Raw genomic sequence first — 24,911 nt, forward strand, 5'->3', positions numbered from 1 at the left:
GGCCGATCGGCCGGCGGGTGTGGACGCGGCGGTTCCGTCCGCAGCGGCAGCACTCCCGGGTCAGCCCTGGGCGGCAGGTCCGGCAGGTCATCGCGCCGTCCGCCCCGCGGTGGCAGGGCCAGACTTTTCCGCAGGTGGAGCAGGTTTAGGTGGGCCCGTCGGAGCAGTTACGCCACCCAGGTCACAGGCACGACGAAGGGGACCGGCCTCCCGCCGGTCCCCTTCGTGAGCTGCTGGTCAGCCACCTGCGTGAACCGCGTCGGATGTTGCATCCGACGCGGTTCCGCCCGGTATCAGCTGCAACCGCTGGTCGAGCCGCAGCCCTCGCAGATGTAGCAGGACCCGGCGCGCTGCATCTTCGTCCCGCAGGAGAAGCAGAGCGGCGCGTCCGCGCTGATGCCCAGCTGCATCTCGACGAGCTCCGCCGAGGTGTGCGCCGTCCTCGGCTCCGGCTTCTCGGCCTCCCGCACCGGGGCCACCGCCTTCAGCGGCTCCGTCCGCACCGGGGCGGACTGGGCCAGACCCTCGACGTCCAGCTCGTCGTCCTCCAGGGAGGGCTCGTACGAACCGGTGTCGAGGTGACGCTGACGCTCCTCGGCCGAGTGGATGCCGAGTGCCGAGCGGGTCTCGAAGGGCAGGAAGTCCAGCGCGAGGCGGCGGAAGATGTAGTCGACGATCGACTGCGCCATCCGCACGTCCGGGTCGTCCGTCATGCCGGCCGGCTCGAAGCGCATGTTGGTGAACTTCGAGACGTACGTCTCCAGTGGGACTCCGTACTGCAGACCGACCGAGACGGCGATGGAGAAGGCGTCCATCATGCCCGCGAGGGTGGAGCCCTGCTTGGACATCTTCAGGAAGACCTCGCCGAGACCGTCGTCCGGGTAGGAATTGGCGGTCATGTAGCCCTCGGCACCGCCCACCGTGAACGAGGTGGTGATGCCGGGACGGCCCTTGGGGAGGCGCTTGCGCACCGGACGGTACTCGACGACCTTCTCGACCGCGGTACGGATGGTCTCCTCGGCCTTGGCGGTGACCACCGCCTTCTCCTTCTCCTTGGTCTTCGCGGAGAGGGGCTGGCCGACCTTGCAGTTGTCGCGGTAGATCGCGAGCGCCTTGACGCCCATCTTCCACGCCTCGAAGTAGACCTCTTCGACGTCCTCGACGGTGGCCGTCTCCGGCAGGTTCACCGTCTTGGAGAGCGCGCCGGAGATCCACGGCTGGATGGCGGCCATCATGCGCACATGGCCCATCGCGGAGATGGAGCGCTCTCCCATCGCGCAGTCGAAGACCTCGTAGTGCTCGGTCTTCAGACCGGGGGCGTCGATCACATTGCCGTGCTCGGCGATGTGGGCGACGATCGCCTCGATCTGCTCCTCCTGGTAGCCCAGGCGGCGCAGGGCCTGCGGGACGGTGCCGTTGACGATCTGCATCGAGCCGCCGCCGACCAGCTTCTTGAACTTGACCAGGGCGAGGTCGGGCTCAAGGCCGGTGGTGTCGCAGGACATCGCGAGACCGATGGTGCCGGTGGGCGCGATGACCGAGGCCTGCGCGTTGCGGAAACCGTTCTTCGCGCCGAGGCGGAGCACGTCCTGCCAGGCCTCCGTCGCGGCGGCCCAGATCGGGTTGTCCAGGTCGTCCATGTGGACAGCGGCGGCGTTGGCGTCGGCGTGCTGCTTCATGACGCGCTGGTGCGGCTCGGCGTTGCGGGCGTAGCCGTCGTACGGGCCGACGACCGCGGCGAGCTCGGCGGAGCGCCGGTACGAGGTACCGGTCATCAGCGAGGTGATGGCACCGGCGAGGGCGCGGCCGCCGTCGCTGTCGTACGCGTGGCCGGTCGCCATCAGCAGGGCGCCGAGGTTGGCGTAACCGATGCCCAGCTGGCGGAAGGCGCGGGTGTTCTCGCCGATCTTCTGGGTCGGGAAGTCGGCGAAGCAGATGGAGATGTCCATCGCGGTGATGACCAGCTCGACGACCTTGGCGAAGCGCTCGGACGCGAAGGACTGGTTGCCCTTGCCGTCGTCCTTGAGGAACTTCATCAGGTTCAGCGAGGCCAGGTTGCACGACGTGTTGTCCAGGTGCATGTACTCGCTGCAGGGGTTCGAGCCGTTGATCCGGCCGGACTCCGGGCAGGTGTGCCACTGGTTGATCGTGTCGTCGTACTGGATGCCCGGATCGGCGCAGGCCCAGGCCGCCTCGGCCATCTTGCGGAAGAGGGACTTCGCCTCGACCTCTTCGATGACGTCACCGGTCATGCGGGCCCGCAGCCCGAACTTGCCGCCGGACTCGACGGCCTTCATGAACTCGTCGTTCACGCGGACCGAGTTGTTGGCGTTCTGGTACTGGACGGACGTGATGTCGTCGCCGCCCAGGTCCATGTCGAAGCCCGCGTCGCGCAGGGCGCGGATCTTCTCCTCCTCCTTCACCTTGGTCTCGATGAAGTTCTCGATGTCGGGGTGGTCGACGTCGAGGATGACCATCTTGGCCGCACGCCGGGTGGCGCCACCGGACTTGATGGTGCCGGCGGAGGCGTCGGCGCCACGCATGAAGGAGACCGGTCCGGAGGCGTTGCCACCGGAGGACAGCAGCTCCTTGGAGGAGCGGATGCGGGAGAGGTTCAGGCCGGCGCCGGAGCCGCCCTTGAAGATCATGCCCTCTTCCTTGTACCAGTCGAGGATCGACTCCATGGAGTCGTCGACGGCCAGGATGAAGCAGGCGGAGACCTGCTGCGGCTGAGGCGTGCCGACGTTGAACCAGACCGGCGAGTTGAAGCTGAAGATCTGGTGCAGGAGGGCATACGCCAGCTCGTGCTCGAAGATCTCGGCGTCCGCGGGAGAGGCGAAGTAGCCGTTGTCCTCGCCGGCCTTGCGGTACGTCTTCACGATCCGGTCGATGAGCTGTCGCAGACCGGTCTCGCGCTGCGGGGTGCCGACGGCCCCGCGGAAGTACTTGCTGGTGACGATGTTGACCGCGTTCACCGACCAGAACTCGGGGAACTCGACGCCACGCTGTTCGAAGTTGATCGAACCGTCGCGCCAGTTGGTCATGACGACGTCACGGCGCTCCCACGTCACCTCGTCGTACGGATGCACGCCAGGGGTGGTGTGGATGCGCTCGATACGCAGACCCTTGCTCGACTTCGGTCCCTTGGCTCGGGAACCTCGTGCCGGGCCGCTCGCCGTCTCTGTCATGCCGCCTCCCATATGTGGGCAAAAACGCCCTGAAGTGCCCAGAACTTCCCGGGGCACAGTCTGTCTCTGATACTTCGGATGCCGCGCACAGCACCCGGAGCAGGTCTATACAGCCGCCAGCCGCCGATCCACGGACCTGTACCGATCGGCCGGTGTCGCTCAGTCGGCGGCGACGGCGGGAACGGGGACCTCAAGGGTCTCGCCGGTCCCGCGCTCCTCCACGGGAGGCCGCTTCTCACGGAGCTCCGCGATGGCGGCCTCGAAGTCCTCAAGTGTGTCGAACGCCCGGTACACGGACGCGAATCGCAGGTACGCGACGAGGTCGAGTTCCTGCAGGGGGCCGAGGATGGCCAGGCCCACGTCATGGGTGGTCAGCTCGGCGCTGCCGGTGGCACGCACCGCCTCCTCGACCCGCTGGCCGAGTTTGGCGAGGGCGTCCTCGGTGACCGGTCGCCCCTGGCATGCCTTGCGCACGCCGGAGATGACCTTGGTACGGCTGAAGGGTTCGGTCACACCGCTGCGCTTGACCACCATCAGCGAGCAGGTCTCCACCGTCGTGAAACGGCGGGAGCAGTCGGGGCACTGGCGGCGACGGCGGATCGACGTGCCGTCATCGGTGGTGCGACTGTCGACGACCCGGCTGTCGGGGTGCCTGCAGAAGGGGCAGTGCATGGCTCCCAACCCTCCTTCACAGCACGACTGAATAGCCTCTCCAGGGCCCGGCAGGGCCCCTCGAAGCAGTCTCAAGCATAGGCGATGGCCGCACCCCCGACGGACCAGGGACCACAACTTCTGGGCGGCTGGAGCAATCCAACCACTAGATCTTGGGTTTGGTCGCGCATTCGGCCCTAGCGCGTGTCGCGCGCCGAGGGCGGCCTGCGGGCGGCGTGCGGCCGAGCACGAGGTTACGGGAACCGCACCGCTGCCGGGACTGCGGGGCCCGCCTGCCGGACCCCGACAACCCCGCCCCCGGGTTCCGGGCGCGGGCCGCGAAGCGACCCCACCTGGCGGCGCCGCGCCCGCGGACGCTAGCGTAATGAACCGAATTGCCGGTGGGCCCGGCCTGCCGCCTCTGAGCGGAACCCGGCCGTCTCGGCGTCGCGCATACACCCAGCAGTGAACACACGACAGACTTTTATTTGTTTTTCACTCGAACGTGTGTTTGGCGCAACCTTTCGAAAGCTACTACCGTTGTCCAGCTAGGGAGACCATTCGAGAGGGGCCGACGTGACCACCACCGCAGACAGTGCCACCATCACTGCCCAGGACCGCTCCCAGAGCCGACTCGAGCCGGTGCATGCCATGAATGACTCAGTCACGAACACGGAGGGACCCGAGCCCATGCGCCCAGCGCGCTCGCTGCCCGGCCGACCTCCAGGAATCCGGGCGGACAGCTCGGGGCTCACCGACCGGCAGCGGCGAGTGATCGAGGTGATCCGGGATTCCGTGCAACGGCGCGGCTACCCGCCCTCGATGCGGGAGATCGGTCAGGCGGTGGGTCTGTCCAGCACGTCCTCCGTCGCCCACCAGCTGATGGCCCTGGAACGCAAGGGCTTCCTCCGCCGCGACCCCCACCGCCCACGGGCGTACGAGGTCCGTGGCTCGGACCAGCCCAGCTCGCAGCCCACGGACACGACCGGGAAGCCCGCGGCGTCGTATGTGCCGCTCGTCGGCCGGATCGCAGCCGGCGGGCCGATCCTCGCCGAGGAATCGGTCGAGGACGTCTTCCCGCTCCCCCGCCAGTTGGTCGGTGACGGAGAGCTGTTCGTCCTCAAGGTCGTCGGTGATTCGATGATCGAGGCGGCGATCTGCGACGGCGACTGGGTCACCGTACGCCGCCAGCCCGTCGCGGAGAACGGCGACATCGTGGCAGCCATGCTGGACGGCGAGGCCACGGTCAAGCGCTTCAAGCGGGAGGACGGTCATGTGTGGCTGCTTCCCCACAATTCCGCGTACCAGCCGATCCCGGGCGACGAGGCAACGATTCTCGGCAAGGTGGTGGCGGTATTGCGGCGGGTCTGAAGACTCGCCGGCTTCAACCGGACCCCGGGATCCACTGCGCCGATCCCGGGGTCCTTCCGTGTCACGTCCGCCGCAGGCCCCCACAGACAGCGTGCCCGGTCGGACGGGCTACTGGCCGTTGGCCTTGGCCGCCGCATCGATGGCCGCGAGCGAGCGGCGCGCCTGGTTGCGATCGGTCGTGTACCAGAAATCTGGCAGCGAGGCGCGCAGATAGCTGCCGTACCGTGCGTTGGCCAGCCGCGGGTCGAGCACCGCGACGACGCCCTTGTCGCCGGTGGCCCGTACCAGTCGGCCGGCGCCCTGAGCCATCAGCAGCGCGGCATGCGTCGCCGCAACGGCCATGAACCCGTTGCCGCCGGCCTCCTCGACCGCCTTCTGGCGTGCACTCATCAGCGGGTCGTCGGGACGCGGGAACGGGATCCGGTCCATGACCACCAGCTGACAGCTGGCCCCGGGCACATCGACGCCCTGCCAGAGCGACAGAGTGCCGAAGAGACAGGTCTCGGGATCGGCCGCGAAGTTCTTGATCAGCTCTCCGAGCGTCTCCTCGCCCTGCAACAGGATCGGCTTGTCGAGCCGGCCGCGCAGTTCCTCGGCGGCGGCCTGGGCCGCCCGCATGGACGAGAAAAGCCCGAGGGTGCGCCCGCCCGCCGCTTCCACCAGTTCGGCGAGCTCATCCAGCATGTCGGTGCGGGAACCCTCGCGACCGGGCGTGGCCAGATGCCTGGCGACGTACAGGATGCCCTGCTTCGGGTAGTCGAACGGCGACCCTACGTCGAGCCCCTTCCACTGCGGGATGTCGTCGCCCACCGTGCCTTCGGGAGCGAGTCCGAGCGACGCCCCCACCCCGTTGAAGTCCCCGCCGAGCTTGAGCGTGGCCGAGGTGAGGACGACGGACCTTTCGGCGAAGAGCTTCTCGCGCAGCAGCCCGGAGACGGAGAGCGGCGCGACCCGCACGGAGGCGCCGAACCGGTCGTGCCGCTCGTACCAGACGACGTCGTACTCGGAACCCTGGGTGATGCGCTCGGCCACGCCGTGAATCGTCTCCACCGATGCCAGGGCCTGCTTGCGGACGGCGTCCTCGTCCTGGACGGACTTGTCGCGGGTGGCGCCCAGGGCCGAGATCACCGTACGCGCGGCGTCCCGGAGTGCCAGCAGCGCGTAGCCGAGGTCCTCGGGGACTTCCTCCAGGCGTCCGGGCAGCGCCAGCTCCATCACCCGCTCGAAGCCCTCCGACGCGGTCATCAGGGCGTCGGCGGCCTTCTCGTTGACCAGCTTGGCCGCTCGCCGCACCGCACGGTTGACCTGGCCTGGGGTCAGCTCGCCGGTCGCCACCCCGGTGACCCGGGAGACCAGCTCATGCGCCTCGTCGACGATCAGAACCTCATGCTGCGGGAGCACCGGAGCGCCCTCGATGGCGTCGATGGCAAGGAGGGCGTGATTGGTGACGACGACATCGGCGAGCTTGGCACGCTCTCGGGCCAGCTCCGCGAAGCACTCCGCCCCGTACGCGCACTTGCTGGCACCCAGGCATTCGCGGGAGGAGACCGAGATCTGCGCCCAGGCACGGTCGGAGACGCCCGGGGTCAGGTCGTCGCGATCGCCGCTCTCGGTCTCGTCCGACCAGTCCCGCAGCCGGATCAGATCCTGCCCGAGCTTGCTCGACGGGGCCGCGGCCTCGAACTGGTCGAAGAGCCCCTCCTCCTCGTCCTGCGGCACTCCTTCGTGGAGCCGGTGCAGGCAGAGGTAGTTCGAACGGCCCTTGAGCATGGCGAACTGGGGGCGCCTGCGGAGCAGCGGATGCAGGGCGTCGACCGTACGCGGGAGGTCGCGCTCCACGAGCTGGCGCTGCAGCGCCAGGGTCGCCGTGGCCACCACGACACGCTCCCCGTGCGCCAGCGCGGGCACCAGGTAGCCGAGGGACTTGCCGGTGCCGGTGCCGGCCTGGGCGAGCAGATGGGAGTTGTCGTCGACAGCCTCGGCAACGGCCGCGGCCATGGCAGCCTGGCCGGGCCGTTCCGTACCGCCGACGGCGGTCACGGCGGCGTGCAGGAGCTCGGGGAGGGATGGCTTCGTCATAGCCCGACCACCCTACGGGGCACCACTGACAACGGCGATCACTCCCGGACTCAGGCGGAGGGGTGGAGCGGGTTCGGAACGGTCCCGTGGATGGCTGCGTGCGGGCGCCGGGGACGGTCCCGGTATCCGTCCACGTGCAGACGGTTGCGGTTCAGACAGAGGCGCTCGATGCGGGGCGTCAGCATGTCGAACGTCTCGAACCTCTCCTTGAGCTCGGGAAAGCGGGCGTGATGCCGCTGGATCTCGGCCCGCACGAGTGACCAGAAATCGGCCTCCGGCACTCCCAGCTGTTCCTCGCAGAGCGGGGAGAGGAATCGGAAGACGCCGATGAACAGTCCGGCGTGAATGAACTGGGTGAGAAAGGAGGGCTCCTCGGCCAGCAGGATGCGTCGTACGTCCTGTGGCATCGACGCGTGCTCCGGCAGCGGCAGGGCACTGATGTTCACGTCGTCCACGAAGTCCTTGATCGCCAGGCGCACCGGGACGTCCTGTTCGTCGAAGACGACGATGGCGTTCTCGCCGTGCGGGGAGAACACGGTGCCGTAGCGGTAGAGGAAGTGGAGCAGTGGCGGAAGCAGCGCGGAGAAGAGCCGGGTCAGCCAGGCGGTGGGGGGCAGCCCCGAGCGGGCGACGAGCTCGGCCGTGAAGGCGCGGCCCCGCGGGTCGGTGTGGAGCAGCGAGGCGAGGGTCCGGGCCCGTTCGCCCGGCGCGAGCCGGGGCTGGAGGGGTTCCCGCCAGATCGCGCCGAGGATCTCCTTGAACTGGTACGGCGCCTCCGGGAGGTGGTCGTAGAGCGGATGCTCGACGGTCACGGAGGCGACCTCGCCGAGCAGGATGACCCCGCAGGTGTCGCGCAGAAAGGCGTCCCGGTCGCACAGGCCCTGGACCCAGGTGGTGACCGCGGGAGCCGCGAGGGTGCGTTCGGTCGGCAGTCCTCGCCAGACCAGCGTGTTGAGGATCGACAGGGGCAGTTTGACCGTGTGCCGGTCGGGGCGGGTCACATTGCTGAAAGTGCGGATGGACTGCTGCGACAGCCGGAGGTCCGCGTCGGTGTGGAGCGGAACGATGTCGCCTGCGGCGATGGCCGGGGCGAAGACCGGAACGATCCATTCGTCCCACTGCCAGGGGTGCACGGGAAGACAGAGGTAGTCGTCGGGGTCGAGACCGCGGGCGCGGAGCACGGCGGCGAAGGACTCGCGGACCGACGGGTCGAGTTCCTGCGCGTACAACTGGTCGGGGGCGGCCAGACCGGGCACCCCGCGGTAGGCGGCGATCCGGGTGGAGACGGCGATCCACGGCAGTCCGAGCGGCCTGCGGGCTTCTGGGGTGTAACGGGAGGCGTCGGCGGCGGAGAAGCCGAGGCGCCCTTTGTTGGCGACGAGCCAGGGGTGGCCCGTCTGGTGCCCTTCCAGCTCGGCGTAGTCGAGGTCGGCCAGCCGGGCGGCGGGGAGCGCGGTGTGGTCGAGCCGGGCGTCGGCGGCGAGGGTGGTGGTGATCTCGCGGATGAGGTGGCCGAGTGTGGCGCCGTCGATCCCGAGGAGGCGGCGGGCGCGGGTCAGGAACTGCAGCGGGTCGCGGAAGGGGACGGTGCCGGTGCCGCGGTCCTGGAGCGGGTCGGCGAGCACGCCTCGATCGCTGTCACGCGCGGCTGCCGCGGGCGCGTCCCCGTCGCCGTGGGGCACCGGTTCCGTGCACGCGATCCCGTCGCTCCCGGCTGTCGCTCCGGCCGGTGCTTCCCGGGTGGCTGCGGACGTCTCCAGGATCGAATCGGGGGTGATGTGCCACCCTCCGTACACGCCCCGCCGGGCGCTGAAGCTCAGCATTCCGCCGTCGTCGAGCGCGAGGCTGTACGTAGCGACCCCGTCGGGCTGTCCGACCGGCTCGGCGCCTTCCCGGTCGACGGCTTTTCGCCCGATGCCTTCCGGCTCGACGGCTTCCGGCTCGATGACTTCCTCGTAGGCGAATTGACCGAGCATCTTCGCGAGCAGTCGGGCGGCGGCTCCGTCCCAGGCCGTCCGGTTCAGTTCTGGCGTGCTGAGCAGCGCGGCAGACGGCACTGAATCATGGCTCGCAGGATATTTCGGCACGGGGACTCCTCGGGGTGGAACCGATCGGGTTCGAGCGGTTTACGCAGTGCTGCGGTTCGTTCAGTTCGTTCTGTTCATTCAGTTCGTTCACAGCTGGGCACGGTGGCTTCGGTCGCGGACCATCAGGGCAGCTCGTTTGTCCGGGAGTTCGACTTCGGCGGAAAAGCGGAAGCCGGCGCTCAGGAAGGCGGAGACGGAGGGGGTGTTACGCAGGTCGGGCTCTGCGACAACCCGCGCGCACAGGGGGCGGTTGTCGAGTACGAGGTCGGAGACGGCTCTGAGCAGCGTCGTACCGACGCCGCGTCCACGGTCGCCCACCCCGCCGATGAGAAGGTGGATTCCGGTGTCGTGCGGGCGCGCGGGGTAGTGGCGCGCCAGCGGATCGAGATCCGCACGGTAGATCTCCCAGTAGCTCATGGGGATGCCGGCCAGCACGCCCAGGCACGGGACGCTGCGTCCGTCACCGTCGAGTTGAGGACTCAGGTGGGCGGCCGTGGCCGCTTCCGGTCCGGCGAGTTCCCAGAACGCCGCGACGGCCGGGTCGTTCATCCAGCGGCTGATCACGGGGAGGTCGCGTTCCAGCCGGACGGGGACGAGTTGGAACACTCCGGCCGGGGTGGCCACCGGTCCCCAGTCGGCCGGGTGGTCGAGCAGATCGGAGGAGGCCGCCCTGCTCGCGGTCGCCCGCGTGCGCCCTGCCGGGCCCACGCCATCCGGTGTGGATGACGCGGGCCGGTCGAGCGGTAGTGGCCGTGCCCAGGCGGCCGGTGTGTCCTCCTCGAACACGGCGAGAAGTTCTTCTGAGAGCGGCAGGTCCAGGGTGTCCTCGGCGCCCGTGTCGGTCTGTGGGGAAGGTCCGGGACTGGCGTCGGTGTGGGCATCGGCGGGAGCCACGGTGTCGCTCTCCTCTCGGCGGTTCAGGCGGTGGTCATGTTCCTTCAGGCGTACAGCGGGTTGGCGATGGTGACGTAGACGGACTGGGTGTCGACGGGGCCGACGAGTTCGTCGAGGCCGTGCAACCGGGTCAGCAGGTTGGCCTTGCACCGCAGGTGGGGGTTGTCCAGCAGATGCGCGGGCAGCGGGGAGCCCAGTGCGGCGGCCGAGCCGAGGAACCGGCGGAACGCGGCGATGAGCACGTGTTCGTCGGCAAGATTCTGGGCACCGAGGGCTCCGATCAGGCCGAACACGTTGTTGATGCCGAGGTAGTAGGCAAAGCGTTCGTCGGTGACCGTGTCCGAGACGAAGGTGTCGCTGGCCGATCCGATGCCGGTGAGCCGCTGTTCCAGTGCGGCGCGGTGGGACTCCCGGAAGTAGTAGCCCTGGTTGTCGCGGTATCGGCCGCCGACGGGCCAGCCGTGGAGGTCGAGGAGCACCAGGGTGTTCTGCTGGTGGGCTTCGAGGGCGACGCCGGCATGGCCGTCGAGCCACAGCACGGGGCGTACGACGCGGTCGAGGTAGCGCAGGAACCACTCGGTGGCCACGGCTCCCACGGTTCTTCCGGTGGCGGTGGCCAGGGAGAGGACGATCTCGGCGATGCGTGAGCGCATGACGGTGCGGCCGGACCGGGGGCGCGGGGCGGTGAGTGCGGCGATGCAGACGGCATCGTCGCACGGACCGAACGGGTTGTGGCGCAGCATCACGTCGAGGCCCGCGACGGGCTCTCCGTCCAGGCCGTCGACGGCAAGCCAGGCGGGGTCGCGGACGATGTCGAAGCCCGGGTGGACGGCGTGCCACTGCGCGGCGAGTCCGCTGCGAAGGAGCCGGTGGACCTCGACTCCGCGGTGGAGTTCCTTGCGGAGGTTCTCACGCCGGGAGTTGGTGATGCGCACGCCGAGGGAGAGCTTGAGCATGACCTCGGCACCGGGCCGGTGCACCGTACGGACGGAGGAGGTGGGGTACCAGTGCTTCCCGTGCGGTCCCAGGTCGTGAAGGAGTCCGGCGTCGAGCAGGGCGATCACCTCGGGCCGGTGGCCGAGTTCGCGGGCCTGCCAGGGGTGCAGCGGAATCGGTGCGGTGTTGCCGGGGAGCCGCAGCCCTTCGGCGTGGGAGGTGACCAGTTCCGTGGCCGGCACCGGACGGCCTCCGTCGGTCCAGGCGGAGTCGGCTGCCAGTACGGACCGGTCGACAGCCATCCAGTGCAGGAGGAAGGAGCCGTGCACCTCGGGTGAGTAGCGGCGGGATTCGGAGTCGGAGAGGCCCTCGCGGCTCTTGGGGGTGGGGTGGAGCGGATGGCCGAGGAGGAGTGACTGCTCGGCGGTGAGGAAGAGGTCCGCTTCGACCGGGGCGTCGGGGGTGCGGCGCCGCTCGGCGATGAAGCCGGCCGTCCGCCGTACCGAGTCGGCGACCCGGGCCACCATGTCGGCGCTTGCGTGGTGGTCGGCCTCGCGGCCCAGGAGGGCGGCGACTGTGACGGCGTCGGCGGCCGGTGCTCCTTCGGGCGCCGCCTCCAGGGCAGGCGCGCCGAAGCGGTGCCAGCCCGTGGCGGACCAGTAGACGACGGGGACGAGCAGAGCGGTTCCGCTTGCGGGGAGGGGGATCCGGAGCGTGTCCCCGACCGGCCGGGAGAGGCCGCTCTCCCGGACCCAGCAGCGGAGCAGATTCTCGACACCCGCGGTGTCGGCGGCCCGGAGCGGGTCCGGATGGTCGAGGAGATCGGCGGGGCTCGCACCGGTCTCCGGGCACTTCGGGGTGTACTGCTCGTCGTGCGGTGCCGCTTTCTGGCGCGGCACGGTGGTCTGTTCGACGACGAGACCGCCGGTGTGCCCGGCCTGTCCTCGCTGCTCGGTGGGGGGAGGGCCGTCGGCCTGGGGCGCGGGGGTGGGGTTCACGGCGGTCTTCCTTGTGAGGGTGTCCGGGGTCAGCGGATCGACCCGGTCGTGGTCCTGCGGTGCGGCAGACGCTCGGCGGCTGCCAGGGCGTCGGCGAGGCGGTCCACGACCGCTGTCGCCTGTTCGTCGGTGAGGGTGAGGGGCGGGAGGAGGCGTACGACGGTGGAGTGGCGTCCGCCGAGTTCGACGATGAGCCCGCGGCGCAGGCACTCCTGCTGGACGGCGGCGGCGAGGGCCGGGGCGGGCGGTGGCTCCGGGTTGGCGCCTTCCGGAGCGGCCTCGGGATCGATGAGCTCCACACCGATCATCAGGCCCCGTCCGCGGACGTCTCCGATGGACGGGTGGTCGGTGGCCAGCGCCTGGAGGCGCGCGAGCATCCGGGCGCCGAGCGTCGCGGCGCGCTCGGCGAGGTGGTTCTCCCGCACGAAGGAGAGGGTGGCCGTGCCGGCCGCCATCGCGAGTTGGTTGCCCCGGAAGGTGCCCGCGTGAGCGCCCGGCTGCCAGGTGTCGAGCTCGGAGCGGTAGACGATCACCGCGAGCGGGAGAGAACCGCCGATGGCCTTGGAGAGCACCATCACATCGGGCACGATCCCGCTGTGCTCGACCGCCCAGAAGGCGCCGGTGCGGCCCACGCCCGTCTGGACCTCGTCGGCGATCAGGGGGACGGACCGGCTCTCGGTGATCTCACGCATCCGACGCATCCACTCGTCGGGGGCGGGGTTCACGCCGCCCTCTCCCTGCACCGGTTCGAGGATCATGGCGGCCGGCGCGGGTGTGCCGCCCTTGGGGTCGTCCAGGAGGTTCTCGGTCCACCGGGCGGCGATCTCCGCGCCGCGGGCGCCGCCGATGCCGAAGGGGCAGCGGTAGTTCTGCGGGAAGGGGAGCCGCGTCACCCGGACGTCCTCGGCACCGCCCGAGGCGGCCAGGGCTCCCGCCGTCATCCCGTGGTAGGCGCCGGTGAAGGCGAGGAGTCCGCTGCGGCCGGTCGCGGCCCGGACCAGCTTGAACGCCGCCTCCACGGCGTCCGTGCCGGCCGGTCCGCAGAACTGGATCCGGGCGTTGTCGGCGAACCGCCGCGGCAGGGTGGCGAACAGCTCCGTGGTGAAGGCGTCCTTGACCGGGGTCGCGAGGTCCAGCACGTGCAGCGGTGCGCCCGAGTCGATCACTTTCCTGATCGCCTCCAGGACCACCGGGTGGTTGTGCCCGAGGGCCAGGGTCCCGGCCCCGGAGAGGCAGTCGAGGTACCGCCGTCCGTCCGCGCCCTCGATGGTCATCCCACGGGCCCGTACCGGCACGATCGGCAGTGAGCGCGCGTAGGTACGGGCGGCGGACTCACGCAGCGACTGGCGGCGCAGGATCCCCTCGTGCACCGCCGGTGCTGCCACCGGAGCTGATTCGGTCACGGCCACGGCTGTTGGTCCTCCCGCTGTAACGGTTGCGTTGTACGTCGGTACGTCGGTACATGGACGGACTGCGGGGATGAACGCTTCCTTCGAGTCCCTCGCACGTACCAACGACGCCGGGCGCGGCGGATCACGGGTAAATCCGAAGATCCTTGCGGGGGCGGAACCGTGCCCCTGCCGCACACCGTCCCCATCGGCACCGGCATAGTGGGGGCCGCACGGAGAGCTCGGGCATTCTTTCGACTGCCCGTCGGACATTCGGCGCGGCCGGTCCGGAGCGGCACCCGAAGTGCAGTACAGAAGCGTTGAGTTACGAAGTCCCAGGGGGATCACCACATGCGACTCATTCGACCAGTTCCCGCCACCCGTCGGGGGAACTCACGCCGCGCGCGTTCCTCGACGCTCACCGTGGCCGCGGTCGCCGCCGTCCTCGCGCTCACCGCCACCGCCTGCGGGCCGGAGGAGGACAACGCGAGCGACAAGCCGAGCAGCCCGGCCGGCCAGTCCTCGGACGGCAAGATCACCATTCCGGACGATCTGAAGGACCGGCTCAAGGCGCACGGGATCGACCTCGACCAGTGGAAGAACGGCGAGTGGAAGAACTGGGACAGGGACAAGTGGCTGCGCGAGGCCAAGGATTTCGTCAACCCGATCATCGAGGGCCTCTGGGACCCGGACCGGATGCGGGATGCCGACAAGGCGCCGGAGAAGCCGGTCGACAATGACATCTCGGGCGACGTGGGCGTGACGGACCCGACGCCCGCGCCGGTCCAGGCCGCCGGTGTCCGGACGCCGTACCACGCCAACGCCTCGGAGTCCGGGAAGCTGCTCTTCGACAGTCCCGAGGGCTCCATGGTCTGCTCCGCGACCGTGGTCAAGGATCCGGCGCACCCCGGGAAGTCCAACCTGGTGTGGACCGCCGGACACTGCGTGCACGCCGGCAAGAAGGGCGGCTGGTACCGCAACATCGCCTTCGTTCCGTCGTACAACAACGGCGGCCTGTCGACGGCCGAGCTGGAGAAGGCGACCAAGCAGGAGATCGCGCCCTACGGCGTGTGGTGGGGTCAGTGGGCGCAGACGTCCGACCAGTGGATCTCGCAGGGCTCCTCGGTCGGCGGGCAGGGTGCTCCGTACGACTTCGCGGTGCTGCATGTCACGCCGGAGAAGGGCTCGGCGGGCAAGTCCCTGGAGGAGACGGTCGGCTCCGCGCTGCCCGTGGACTTCAACGCCCCGGCCGTGCCGGAGATCGCCGGCATGACGGCCACCGGCTTCCCGGCCGCGCCGCCGTACGACGGCCAGAAGGCGTTCCAGTGCGCGGACAAGCCCGGCCGGATCTCGCTGACCGCACAGGACCCCACGATGTACCGCATCGGCTGCACCATGACCGGCGGCTCGTCCGGCGGCGGATGGGTCGCGGCGGGCCAGGACGGCAAGCCCGCGCTGGTCTCGAACACCTCCATCGGCCCGGTGACGGCCGGCTGGCTGGCCGGGCCGCGGTTCGGCAAGGAGGCCAAGGCGGTGTACGAGTCGGTCAGCAAGAAGTACGCGGGACAGTGACGACGGACCGTCACCCGGCGCGGTCCGGGTGACGGTGACGGTCCATCGGGGCCCCTGCGCGGCAGTTGCCCGCCGGGGCCCTTCCGGCGCTCCGGGTGGGCGGTGTCCGCGTGGCACGGAGCACGGTCCACACCGTAGGTCCGCCAAGGATCCGGCGGAGACCGTGGCGGCCGGTGACCTCTCCGGCGACCAGGGCGTCACCGTCCCGGAGCCCGCCCCGGTCAGGGCCGAGCGCGAGAAGACTCCGTATCACGGCTACGCCGCCCCGGTCGGCAAGGTGTACTTCGACTCCCCCGAGGGGTCCATGGTCTGCTCGGGCACAGTCGTCAATGACCCGGAGAACCCGGGCAGCGGTGCATGGGCCGGCTCGCCGGACCTCGCCTGGGCAAGGGCGCGCAGGGCGTCTCCACCACGATGAGCGAGAGGTACGGCAGCCTTTTCCGGACTAAGAAAATGATCTTGCCCCCATGCCGCATCGACAGCTGCTGTGGCCACAGCATGGGCGGAAGTATTCGTTTGTCTGGATGCTTACGAATCGCGACGATCGTGGGATGAGTGATCAAGAACTGTCCGACGGCACCATCGCCCTGCCCTCTCAGCTTGAGCAGACCATCGAGCTGGTCCGGGACATCGTGGGACCGGAACTCGTGGGGACGTACCTTCATGGCTCCTCGGTGCTCGGTGGCCTACGCCCGGCCAGTGACCTGGACGTCCTCGCCGTGACACAGACGAGTCTGGAGGATCGGCAGCGGCGCGCTCTGGTCGAGGGGCTGCTGGACATCTCCGGTCTAACCCCCGAAGTCCGGCCAGTGGAACTCACTGTCGTTGTCCAGTCGGAGGTCCGCCCGTGGCGGTTCCCTCCAATTGGGGACTTCCTCTGGGGCGAGTGGCTGCGCGAAGCCTCCCTGGCTGGCGGCACTCCGCAGCCGGCACCAATACCTGACCTGGCCCTTGTACTCACAGTGCTTCTGGCCGGTGATCGTCCCTTGACAGGGCCGCGCCCTGCGGAGGTTCTCTCCCCCGTGCCGGACGCCGACCTCGTGCGGGCGAGCGTGGAGGGTGTCCCCGAGCTCCTGGCCGAGCTGGACGAGGACACCCGAAACGTCCTGCTGACGCTTGCCCGCATCTGGTCCACGCTCGTCACGGGAGAGATCCGGGCGAAGGACGCGGCAGCCGACTGGGTCCTCGACCGGCTGCCCTTGGAGCACCGCCCCGTGCTGGAGCATGCGCGGGACCTATACCGCACCTGCCACTACCAGGACGAGGCCTGGAGCGATGAGCTGAGGTCCCAGATCCGCCCACACGTCGACGCCGTACTCACCCAGATCAACCCTCTGGTGAAGAAGCGCTCGCTCGGTGAAGAGGGGCATACCGAGGTCGACCAGTTCCGGTCGGCCATCGGTGGGGGTGCGCTTGAGGCTGTTGAGCTTGGCGGTGGCGGCGTCGAGGCTGACCTGAAGTCCTTCGACTTCACCGAGCCAGCCGTTGCCGCGGGCTTCGCGGATGCGTTCGCGGATGATCTCGATGAGGCGTAGTCGCTGGCGGGGATCGATCTGGAGGACCGGGCAGCGGATGCAGGCGTGCTCGTGCTTGCAGGGGGTTCCGTAGGGGCGGCCACAGGTGCCGAGGGAGACCTTGCGTAGTTCGAAGTGCTGCTGGAAGTCGTGCCGCTCCTGCTCGGTGGGCTCGCGGTATTCGTCCTGCGGCCGGTCAGCGCGGCGTCGGTCAAGGAAGCCGCGGTAGGTGCGGATCAGGTCGTCCTGGAAGACCGCGAGGTATGCCTGGGTGGTGGTCAGGGTTTTGTGTCCGAACAGCACGTCAAGGTCGCTGGCCTTGTAGCCGCCCGCCACCGCTGGCGGCGGGATCTTCGCCCGGTCTTTCACCTCGGCCAAGTGCTCCTGGACACGGCGGATGACCTGGGCTTCTTCCTCCACCAGGTAGATGTCCGCCGTGGTGGACAGGTGGGCGTGACCGAGGATGGTCTGCACGTCCCGCAGCGACAGGCTCTCGTCCCGGGCCATGCGCAGGGCTGCCGTGTGCCGCAGGTCGTGCATCGACCAGTTTGTGCCCAGCAGCGCGTTGACCCGGCGGAAAACCGCCCGAAGCGCCTCGTAGTTCATGACCTGGTAGGCCAGTCCTTCGCCGTGGTCACGGCGGCGCAGGGTCCACCACAGCGGGGCCTGCGGGTCCTGCGGCGGGCCTTCGGCCAGGTAGAGGCGAATCCAGATGAACGCCTCCGGGCTGGCTGGCAGCCATTGCTCGGCGAGTGTGCCCTTGCGCACGACGCGCACGAGCTGGTCACCCCAGTCGAGATCGACCCCGCGCACGCCCAGCAGTTCTGCGGCGCGGGCACCGTTGCTGACCGCCAGGGCCAAGATCGCTCGGTCCCGGTTGGAGCGCAGGGCCGTGAACAGCTCGTTCCACCGTTCGTCGGGCATCTGCCGTGGGCGCCGCTTGGGGACCTTCGGGTTGTAGCGCAGCCGTCCCTCGCCCCGGAACGGCTCCAGCGGATTGTGGTGGGCGTGCGGCCGGCGCCGGTTGGACCGTGCCGGCGGCACCGGGTTGACAAGCGGGCCGCTGCCGGTCTCGATCCAGAAGTCGTAGAAGCTGCGCAGCACTGCGTTGCTGTGGCGGCTGGTCCGCGGCTTGTAGTGGCCGTCCAGGTAGGTCTTCTTCGTGATCGGATTCGTGGTGCCCGCGGTAGACGCGGAATGTGTACGTGCCGACCTGCGGGGCTTCGTCGCGGCCCGGAGCCACAGGACGAAGTCCCGCACCTCCGCCGAGGTGGCACGGTTCCACTCGACATCGACCACCCGAAGCCACCGCCACCAGCGCAGCAGATCGTAGGCGTAACTGCGTACGCTGCCGGCCCGGTTGTCCCGGGCGATGAAGTCGATCAGGAACCTGCGGACCGGCTGCAGGATTTTCCCCTCCTCATCGAAGACCAACCAGGGCACGACACCTGGGTCTGTAGCCACCCGTCCCCACTGCGGGAGTTGGATGGTGCGGACGTCACGGGATTGCTCGTTCAACTCCGTTGCGCTCCTTCGTTCTCGGATGGCGCAACGTCTACCGACTAGACCAGGCGGGGGATGCGCTCCTGCTCGGCGTGTCCTGCGGTAGTCCGGTCAACGACTCGGTGGCGGCCACCGGCACACCCGGCGCCCGAACGCCCGATGGCCCGCTCCCGACGAGGGGAGCGGGCCATCGGTCCGTACGCGGCCGTACCGGCTGTTGCGGTCAGTGCGCCACGGGGACGAACGAGGAGAGGTCGGCCGCCAGTTCCTCATGGACCCGCGCCTTGAGCAGGGTGCCCTCCGACGTGTGCTCCTCGGAGATCACCTCACCCTCGGCGTGCACCCGGGAGACGAGCCCGCCCCGGGTGTACGGCACGAGTGCCTCGATCTCGACCGACGGCCGGGGCAGTTCGGTGTCGATGAGTGCGAGCAGCTCCTCGATACCGACACCGCTGCGCGCCGATACGGCGATCGCGTGCTTCTCGATGCGCAGCAGCCGCTGCAGCACCAGCGGATCGGCCGCGTCCGCCTTGTTGATCACCACGATCTCGGGCACGTCCACCGCGCCCACCTCGCGGATCACCTCGCGCACCGCGGCGAGCTGCTCCTCCGGCACCGGGTGCGAGCCGTCCACCACGTGCAGGATCAGGTCGGATTCACCGACCTCCTCCATGGTGGAGCGGAACGCCTCGACGAGGTGGTGCGGCAGATGCCGTACGAACCCGACCGTGTCGGCCAGGGTGTAGATCCGGCCGGTCGGCGTCTCGGCCCGTCGCACGGTCGGATCCAGGGTGGCGAACAGCGCGTTCTCCACGAGGACGCCCGCACCGGTCAGCCGGTTGAGCAGCGAGGACTTGCCCGCGTTGGTGTAGCCGGCGATGGCGACCGACGGCACCCTGTTGCGCTTGCGCTCCTGGCGCTTGATCTCGCGGCCGGTCTTCATCTCCGCGATCTCCCGGCGCATCTTCGCCATCTTCTCGCGGATCCGACGCCGGTCCGTCTCGATCTTGGTCTCACCGGGGCCGCGGGTGGCCATGCCGCCACCACCGCTGGAACCGCCGCCGCCCATCTGGCGGGAGAGCGACTGACCCCAGCCGCGCAGCCGCGGCAGCATGTACTGCATCTGCGCCAGCGAGACCTGCGCCTTGCCCTCCCGGGACTTGGCGTGCTGGGCGAAGATGTCGAGAATCAGAGCGGTCCGGTCGACCACCTTGACCTTGACGATGTCTTCCAGATGGATCAGCTGGCCGGGGCTGAGCTCACCGTCGCAGACGACGGTGTCGGCCCCTGATTCGAGGACGATGTCGCGCAGTTCCAGCGCCTTGCCCGAGCCGATGTAGGTGGCGGGGTCGGGCTTGTCGCGGCGCTGGAAGACGGCGTCGAGCACCAGAGCACCCGCCGTCTCCGCGAGTGCGGCCAGCTCCGCGAGGGAATTCTCCGCGTCCTGCACGGTCCCCGAGGTCCAGACGCCGACCAGCACCACGCGCTCCAGGCGCAGCTGCCGGTACTCGACCTCGGTGACGTCCTCGAGCTCGGTGGAGAGTCCCGCCACACGCCGCAGGGCGGCGCGCTCGGAGCGGTCGAGCTGTGCGCCGTCCCGCTCTCCGTCGATCTCGTGGCTCCAGGCGACGTCCTCTTCCATCAGGGCGTCGGCCCGAAGGCTCTCGGTGAGGCTCTCGGTGGCATTCTCCGTGGCGCTCTGCGCTTTCTGCGCGTCCTGGGGAAGGGAAGAAGAGGAGGTCATTGGATCCTTACGTCGATTGAAATCCGTTACATCAGTCACAACGCGTGACCTCTCCCGATGATTCCCACCAGTCGGGAATCCGCGGTCGGGCCGCCGCGGCGACCCGTCGATAGTGGCATGGTCCGCCGAGCTCGTCACTCGGGTTTATCGCTGTCCGGCGGGCTTGGCGCTGTGCCAGTCCGGGTGCCCCGGCATCGGCGGGGTCTTCGCGCCGTACAGCCAGCCGTCGAAGAACGAGGTCAGGTCGTGGCCCGCGGTCTGCGACGCCAGCCGCACGAAGTCGGTGGTGGCGGCGTTGGCGTCGCGGTGCTTCTTCACCCAGCGCCGCTCCAGCCGGTCGAACGCGTTCTCGCCGATCTCCTGGCGCAGCGCGTAGAGGATCAGTGCGCTGCCGTCGTACACCACCGGCCGGAACAGGCTGAGCTTCTGTCCGGGCGCCGGGGTGTCGGGGCGGGCCGGGGGGCCACCGGCCGCGCGCCAGCCGTCGGACTTGACGTACGCCTCACGCATGCGGCGTTCCAGCGGCTTGCCTGCGTGCTCCTCCCCGTAGCGTGCCTCGTACCAGGTGGCGTGTCCCTCGTTGAGCCACAGATCGGACCAGGCGTGCGGGGAGACGCTGTCGCCGAACCATTGGTGGGCGAGCTCGTGCACCATGATCGAGTCGACGTACCACTCGGGAGAGGCGGTCCGGGTGAACAGGGACCGTTCGAAGAGCGAGAGCGTCTGGGTCTCCAGCTCGAAGCCGGTCTCGGTGGCGGCGACCAGCAGCCCGTACGTCTCGAAGGGGTAGCGGCCGACCTGCTGTTCCATCCACTCCAGCTGGGCGGGTGTCTTGGCGAGCCAGGGTTCCAGCCGCTTGCGGTCGGCACTCGGCACCACGTCGCGTACCGGCAGTCCGTGCGGCCCGGTGCGTCGCAGGACGGTGGAACGGCCGATGGTGACCTGGGCCAGTTCGGTGGCCATGGGGTGATCGGTCCGGTAGGTCCAGGTGGTGTCGGCACCGTGCCGGGTCCTGCCGGCGGGCAGACCGTTGGCGACCACCGTCAGGTCCTTGGGGGCGGTGATCCGAAAGGTGAAGTACGCCTTGTCGGCCGGGTGGTCGTTGCTCGGGAAGACCCGGTGTGCGGCGTCGGCCTGATTGGCCATGGCCAGTCCGTCGGCGGTGCGCAGCCAGCCGCCGCTTTCCCGGTCGCCGCGCGGGTCGCTGGTGTGCCGGACGGTGATGCGCAGCGGCACTCCCGCCGGGAGCCGGCCGGGCGGCTGGATGACCAGGTCCTCGTCCGCCACGGCGAAGTCGGCGCGCAGACCGTTGATTTCGACCGTTCGGACCGTGCCCCGGGTGAAGTCGAGGTTGATCCGGTCCAGCGGCTCGGTCGTCCGCGCGTCGATCGTGGTCACGGCCTCCAGCGGCTCGCTGTTGCTGCCCCGGTAGGTCAGTCCGATGTCGTACGACAGGACGTCGTATCCGGGATTGCCGAGGTGCGGGAAGAGGGGGTCGCCGATGCCGAGCGGCACGGGGGCGGGGAGAGTGGCGGCGATGAGGGCGGCCGATGCGGTGGCCAGCAGGGCGGCCCGCAGACGGCGGGAGATGAACGGCATGAACTACCGCTACCAGCGACTCCCGCCGGGACAGGTGTGGCGCGCGCCGCGCCACTCGAACGAGATCGCCGAGGCAGATGGCGCTGTGCGGCGGAATCGGACGGGGAACCGGGCGCGGGAGTCGGCGGAAGTCAGACGGTGGCTGCCGGATGCCGGGCGCGGCTCACGTCGTACACCCCGGGGACGTCACGCATCGCACGCATCAGCGCCGGGAGCCCGGCTGCGTCGGGGAGCTGCAAGGTGTAGGTGTGGCGGACGCGTTGTTCGCTGGGCGGTTCGACGGTGGCGGAGATGATCGCCGCGTCCGCCGTGGCGATCGCCTCGGTCAGATCGGCGAGCAGCCGGGGGCGTCCGAAGGACTCGGCGATCAGGGTGACCCGGCACCCGGCCGCATCGCCCCAGGTCACCGGGACCGGCACCCGGCCGACGGACTGCATCCGCGACACCGCGGGACACTTCAGCCGGTGCACGGTGACGGCGCCGCCGCGCACGACGAACCCGGTGACGGCGTCGGGGGGTGCGGGGGTGCAGCAGCCCGCGAGACGTACGGTCGCGTCCGGCCGGTCCACCACGGCGTCCGCGGTGCCGTCCCCGGCCCAGTCGGTGCCGGGCACCTGGGGCTGCGGTTCGGACGGCCTGGGCTCCGTGGGCCTGCTGCTGTGCGGATTCCGGGCGTCCGCGGGATGGGTGTCGAGCCAGCCCGTGATGGCGATGCGGGCGGCGGGGGTGCGGGCGTGGTCGAGCCAGTCGGGCGACGGGCCGGATCCGGCGTCCTCGGAAAGCAGCAGCTGCACGGTGTCGCCGTCGCTCAGTACGGTGCCGAGGGTGGCCAGCCGGCCGTTGACCCGGGCGCCGATGCAGCGGTGCGCCTCGTCCCCGTACTGCGCGTAGGCGGCGTCGACGCAGCTGGCTCCGGCAGGGAGCCCGAGCGTGCCGCCGCCGGTGTGGAAGACCGTGATCTCCCGGTCCTGGGCGAGGTCGGCGCGGAGCGTGGTCCAGAAGGTGTCGGAGTCCGGGGCGGACTGCTGCCACGCGAGGAGCCTGGAGAGCCAGCCGGGCCGGGTCGGGTCGGCGCGCTCCCCGTCCGAGGGTTCGGCGGTCTGGGGCCCGGAGCCGTTGTCCGCGGCGTACGGATTGCCGAGGGCGATGACGCCTGCCTCGGCGACCTTGTGCATCCGGTGCGTACGGATGAGGACTTCGGCGACCGCCCCGTCGGGGCCCACGACCGCGGTGTGCAGTGACTGGTACAGGTTGAACTTGGGGGCGGCGATGAAGTCCTTGAACTCGGAGATCACCGGCGTGAAGCAGGTGTGCAGTTCACCGAGCACGGCGTAGCAGTCGGCGTCTTCCCCGACGAGGACCAGCAGGCGGCCGAAGTCGGTGCCGCGCAGTTCGCCGCGTTTGACCCTGACCCGGTGCACGGAGACGTAGTGGCGCGGCCTGATGAGGACTTCCGCCGGGATGCCGGCCTCCCGCAGTACCGCCCCGGCGTTCTCGGCGATGGCCGCGAGCGGGTCCCTGGCTGCGGCGCCGGGGGCGTCCGGCCGGGCGGACGCGGCGGCGATCAGTGCGCGGGTGTGCGCGTACTCCTCGGGGTGGAGGATCGCGAAGACGAGGTCCTCCAGTTCGGTCTTGAGTGCCTGGACTCCGAGCCGTTCGGCCAGCGGGATCAGCACGTCCCGGGTGACCTTGGCGATCCTGGCCTGCTTCTCGGGGCGCATCACGCCGAGGGTGCGCATGTTGTGCAGCCGGTCGGCGAGCTTGATCGACATCACCCGGACGTCGTCCCCGGTGGCGACCAGCATCTTGCGGAAGGTCTCGGGCTCGGCCGCTGCCCCGTAGTCGACCTTTTCGAGTTTGGTGACGCCGTCGACGAGGTAGCAGACCTCTTTGCCGAACTGGTCCCGTACCTGATCGAGAGTCACCTCGGTGTCCTCGACGGTGTCGTGGAGCAGCGAGGCGGTGAGCGTCGTGGTCTCGGCGCCGAGCTCGGCGAGGATCAGTGTGACGGCGAGCGGGTGCGTGATGTACGGCTCGCCGCTCTTGCGCATCTGCCCGCGGTGCGAGGACTCCGCGAGTACGTACGCCCGGTGCAGGACGGAGAGGTCGGCATCCGGGTGGTGGGCCCGATGGGCCTCGGCGACATGACCGATCGCGTCGGGCAGCCGGCCCCGGGAGACAGGACCGAGCAGCGCGACGCGGCCGAGCCTGCGGAGATCGATCCGGGGCCGGCCCCGTCTGCGGATGGGAGCACCTGGGTTGGCGGCCTCTGCACTCATGGGGCACCTCCGGCGACGTCGACCGGCGGTGGGAGGGCGCGGTCGCGCCTCCGGGCCGGTGCTTGATGCTACCGAGCCCACCACGTGGCCGAGTCCGGCTCTCGCCCAGCGTGAAACGGATCACCCATTCGAGCGAAGCTCTAGCCGATCACCGTTTCGAGCCAGGCCGGGTCGATCGTGCCTTCGGCGACGATCACGGCGGCTCCGGTCATCTCGATCGCGCCGTCGGGCCGCTCGGTGATCAGGAGGGTGCCGCCGGGCAGATCGACCGTGTATGTGACCGGGTTTCCGGTCTCCGCGGGATCGACGCCGTCCCTGCGGGCCGCGGCGACGGCCACGGCGCAGGCACCCGTGCCGCAGGAGCGGGTCTCGCCCGAACCGCGCTCGTGGACCCGCATGGCGACGTGGCGCGGCCCGCGGTCCACGACGAACTCGATGTTGACGCCGTCGGGGTAGACGGCGGCAGGGCTGTACGGCGGGACGGAGAGCAGATCGCCGGCGTGCGCCAGGTCGTCGACGAAGGCGACCGCGTGGGGATTGCCCATGTTCACGTTGCGGGCGGCCCAGCTGCGGCCGTCCACGCTGACCGTGACGCCGTCCTCGGGGAGCAGCGCGCGCCCCATGGAGACCGTGATGTCGCCGCTCTTGGCGATGTGCACCTTCTTCACGCCGCCCCGGGTCGCGACGGCGAGGTCGCCCTCCTCGACATGCCCGGCACGCCGCAGATAGTGGGCGAAGACCCGTACGCCGTTGCCGCACATCTCGGCGATCGAGCCGTCGGCGTTGCGGTAGTCCATGAACCACTCGGCCCCGTCTGCCATGGCCCGCGCCTCCGGGTGCGCGGCGGACCGTACGACATGCAGCAGCCCGTCGCCACCGATGCCGGCCTGGCGGTCGCACAGCCGGGCGACGGCGGACGCGGGCAGGTCGAAGGCGTTGTCCGGGTCGGGAACGATCACGAAGTCGTTCTCGGTGCCGTGGCCCTTGAGGAAGGTGATCTGCGAGGTGCTCACGGAGCAACTGTACGAGGCGGCACCGGCAGACGACGAGATCGGGCCGCGCGACGGCGCGCGGAAGAGGACAGGGATCCGGGCGCCGGACCGGCGGC

General features: G+C 69.8%; 14 protein-coding genes and 2 pseudogenes. 4 read left to right on the plus strand and 12 right to left on the minus strand.

Going from position 1 to position 24,911, the window contains the following annotated elements; genetic code table 11:
• Positions 1-293: 293 nt before the first annotated feature.
• Positions 294-3,188 carry a vitamin B12-dependent ribonucleotide reductase gene (locus ACFVT1_RS33060; RefSeq protein WP_389802221.1) on the minus strand — a complete coding sequence of 965 codons (2,895 nt, stop codon included), beginning with the start codon at positions 3,186-3,188 and terminating at the stop codon, positions 294-296.
• Between the two features lie 159 nt (positions 3,189-3,347).
• Positions 3,348-3,860 carry a transcriptional regulator NrdR gene (gene nrdR / locus ACFVT1_RS33065; protein WP_362203434.1) on the minus strand — a complete coding sequence of 171 codons (513 nt, stop codon included), beginning with the start codon at positions 3,858-3,860 and terminating at the stop codon, positions 3,348-3,350.
• 555 nt (positions 3,861-4,415) lie between these two features.
• Here nrdR and lexA point away from each other — a divergent pair.
• Positions 4,416-5,210: a transcriptional repressor LexA gene (gene lexA, locus ACFVT1_RS33070; RefSeq protein ID WP_362203431.1), complete on the plus strand. Its 795-nt coding sequence runs from the start codon at positions 4,416-4,418 to the stop codon at positions 5,208-5,210.
• Positions 5,211-5,318: 108 nt separating this feature from the next.
• On the opposite strand, the gene ACFVT1_RS33075 is transcribed toward lexA, so the two are convergent.
• From ACFVT1_RS33075 to ACFVT1_RS33095, 5 genes are all read right to left on the minus strand, one after another.
• Entirely contained in the window at positions 5,319-7,289 is a 1,971-nt protein-coding gene (locus ACFVT1_RS33075; RefSeq protein ID WP_389802224.1) for an ATP-dependent DNA helicase, read from the minus strand.
• 50 nt (positions 7,290-7,339) lie between these two features.
• A complete protein-coding gene (locus ACFVT1_RS33080) occupies positions 7,340-9,376 on the minus strand; it encodes an IucA/IucC family protein (protein ID WP_389802226.1) in 2,037 nt (678 codons plus the stop codon).
• A gap of 87 nt (positions 9,377-9,463) precedes the next feature.
• A complete protein-coding gene (locus ACFVT1_RS33085; RefSeq protein ID WP_389802229.1) occupies positions 9,464-10,270 on the minus strand; it encodes a GNAT family N-acetyltransferase in 807 nt (268 codons plus the stop codon).
• 44 nt (positions 10,271-10,314) lie between these two features.
• Positions 10,315-12,204, minus strand: a complete 1,890-nt coding sequence (locus ACFVT1_RS33090) for an IucA/IucC family protein (RefSeq protein ID WP_389802232.1) — start codon at positions 12,202-12,204, stop codon at positions 10,315-10,317.
• A 29-nt stretch (positions 12,205-12,233) separates the two neighbouring features.
• A complete protein-coding gene (locus tag ACFVT1_RS33095) occupies positions 12,234-13,613 on the minus strand; it encodes a diaminobutyrate--2-oxoglutarate transaminase family protein (protein ID WP_389802235.1) in 1,380 nt (459 codons plus the stop codon).
• A gap of 330 nt (positions 13,614-13,943) precedes the next feature.
• Between ACFVT1_RS33095 and ACFVT1_RS33100 the strand changes: the two genes are divergently transcribed.
• From ACFVT1_RS33100 to ACFVT1_RS33110, 3 genes and pseudogenes are all read left to right on the plus strand, one after another.
• Positions 13,944-15,164: a trypsin-like serine peptidase gene (locus ACFVT1_RS33100; protein ID WP_389802237.1), complete on the plus strand. Its 1,221-nt coding sequence runs from the start codon at positions 13,944-13,946 to the stop codon at positions 15,162-15,164.
• Between the two features lie 136 nt (positions 15,165-15,300).
• Positions 15,301-15,513, plus strand: a pseudogene (locus ACFVT1_RS33105) (hypothetical protein); the annotation flags it as partial.
• A gap of 202 nt (positions 15,514-15,715) precedes the next feature.
• A pseudogene (locus ACFVT1_RS33110) lies at positions 15,716-16,501 on the plus strand (aminoglycoside adenylyltransferase family protein); the annotation flags it as partial.
• On the opposite strand, the gene ACFVT1_RS33115 reads toward ACFVT1_RS33110, so the two are convergent.
• The 5 genes from ACFVT1_RS33115 to dapF form a co-directional block, all read right to left on the minus strand.
• On the minus strand, positions 16,400-18,142 hold the full coding sequence (locus ACFVT1_RS33115; protein WP_389802348.1) for a tyrosine-type recombinase/integrase: 1,743 nt from the start codon (positions 18,140-18,142) through the stop codon (positions 16,400-16,402). The pseudogene ACFVT1_RS33110 and the gene ACFVT1_RS33115 sit on opposite strands and share 102 nt — an antisense overlap.
• A gap of 262 nt (positions 18,143-18,404) precedes the next feature.
• Positions 18,405-19,925, minus strand: a complete 1,521-nt coding sequence (gene hflX / locus ACFVT1_RS33120; RefSeq protein WP_389802240.1) for a GTPase HflX — start codon at positions 19,923-19,925, stop codon at positions 18,405-18,407.
• 144 nt (positions 19,926-20,069) lie between these two features.
• Positions 20,070-21,524 (minus strand): M1 family metallopeptidase, encoded by a 1,455-nt coding sequence (locus tag ACFVT1_RS33125; protein WP_389802243.1) that lies wholly within the window; start codon positions 21,522-21,524, stop codon positions 20,070-20,072.
• 131 nt (positions 21,525-21,655) lie between these two features.
• Complete coding sequence (locus tag ACFVT1_RS33130; RefSeq protein WP_389802246.1) at positions 21,656-23,803, minus strand: RelA/SpoT family protein; 2,148 nt, start codon at positions 23,801-23,803, stop codon at positions 21,656-21,658.
• Positions 23,804-23,943: 140 nt separating this feature from the next.
• The gene (gene dapF / locus ACFVT1_RS33135; protein WP_389802248.1) at positions 23,944-24,816 is read right to left on the minus strand and encodes a diaminopimelate epimerase; all 873 of its coding nucleotides are present in this window, start codon (positions 24,814-24,816) and stop codon (positions 23,944-23,946) included.
• Between the last annotated feature and the right edge of the window lie 95 nt (positions 24,817-24,911).

This window comes from Streptomyces sp. NPDC057963 (assembly GCF_042887155.1).
Taxonomy (GTDB): domain Bacteria; phylum Actinomycetota; class Actinomycetes; order Streptomycetales; family Streptomycetaceae; genus Streptomyces.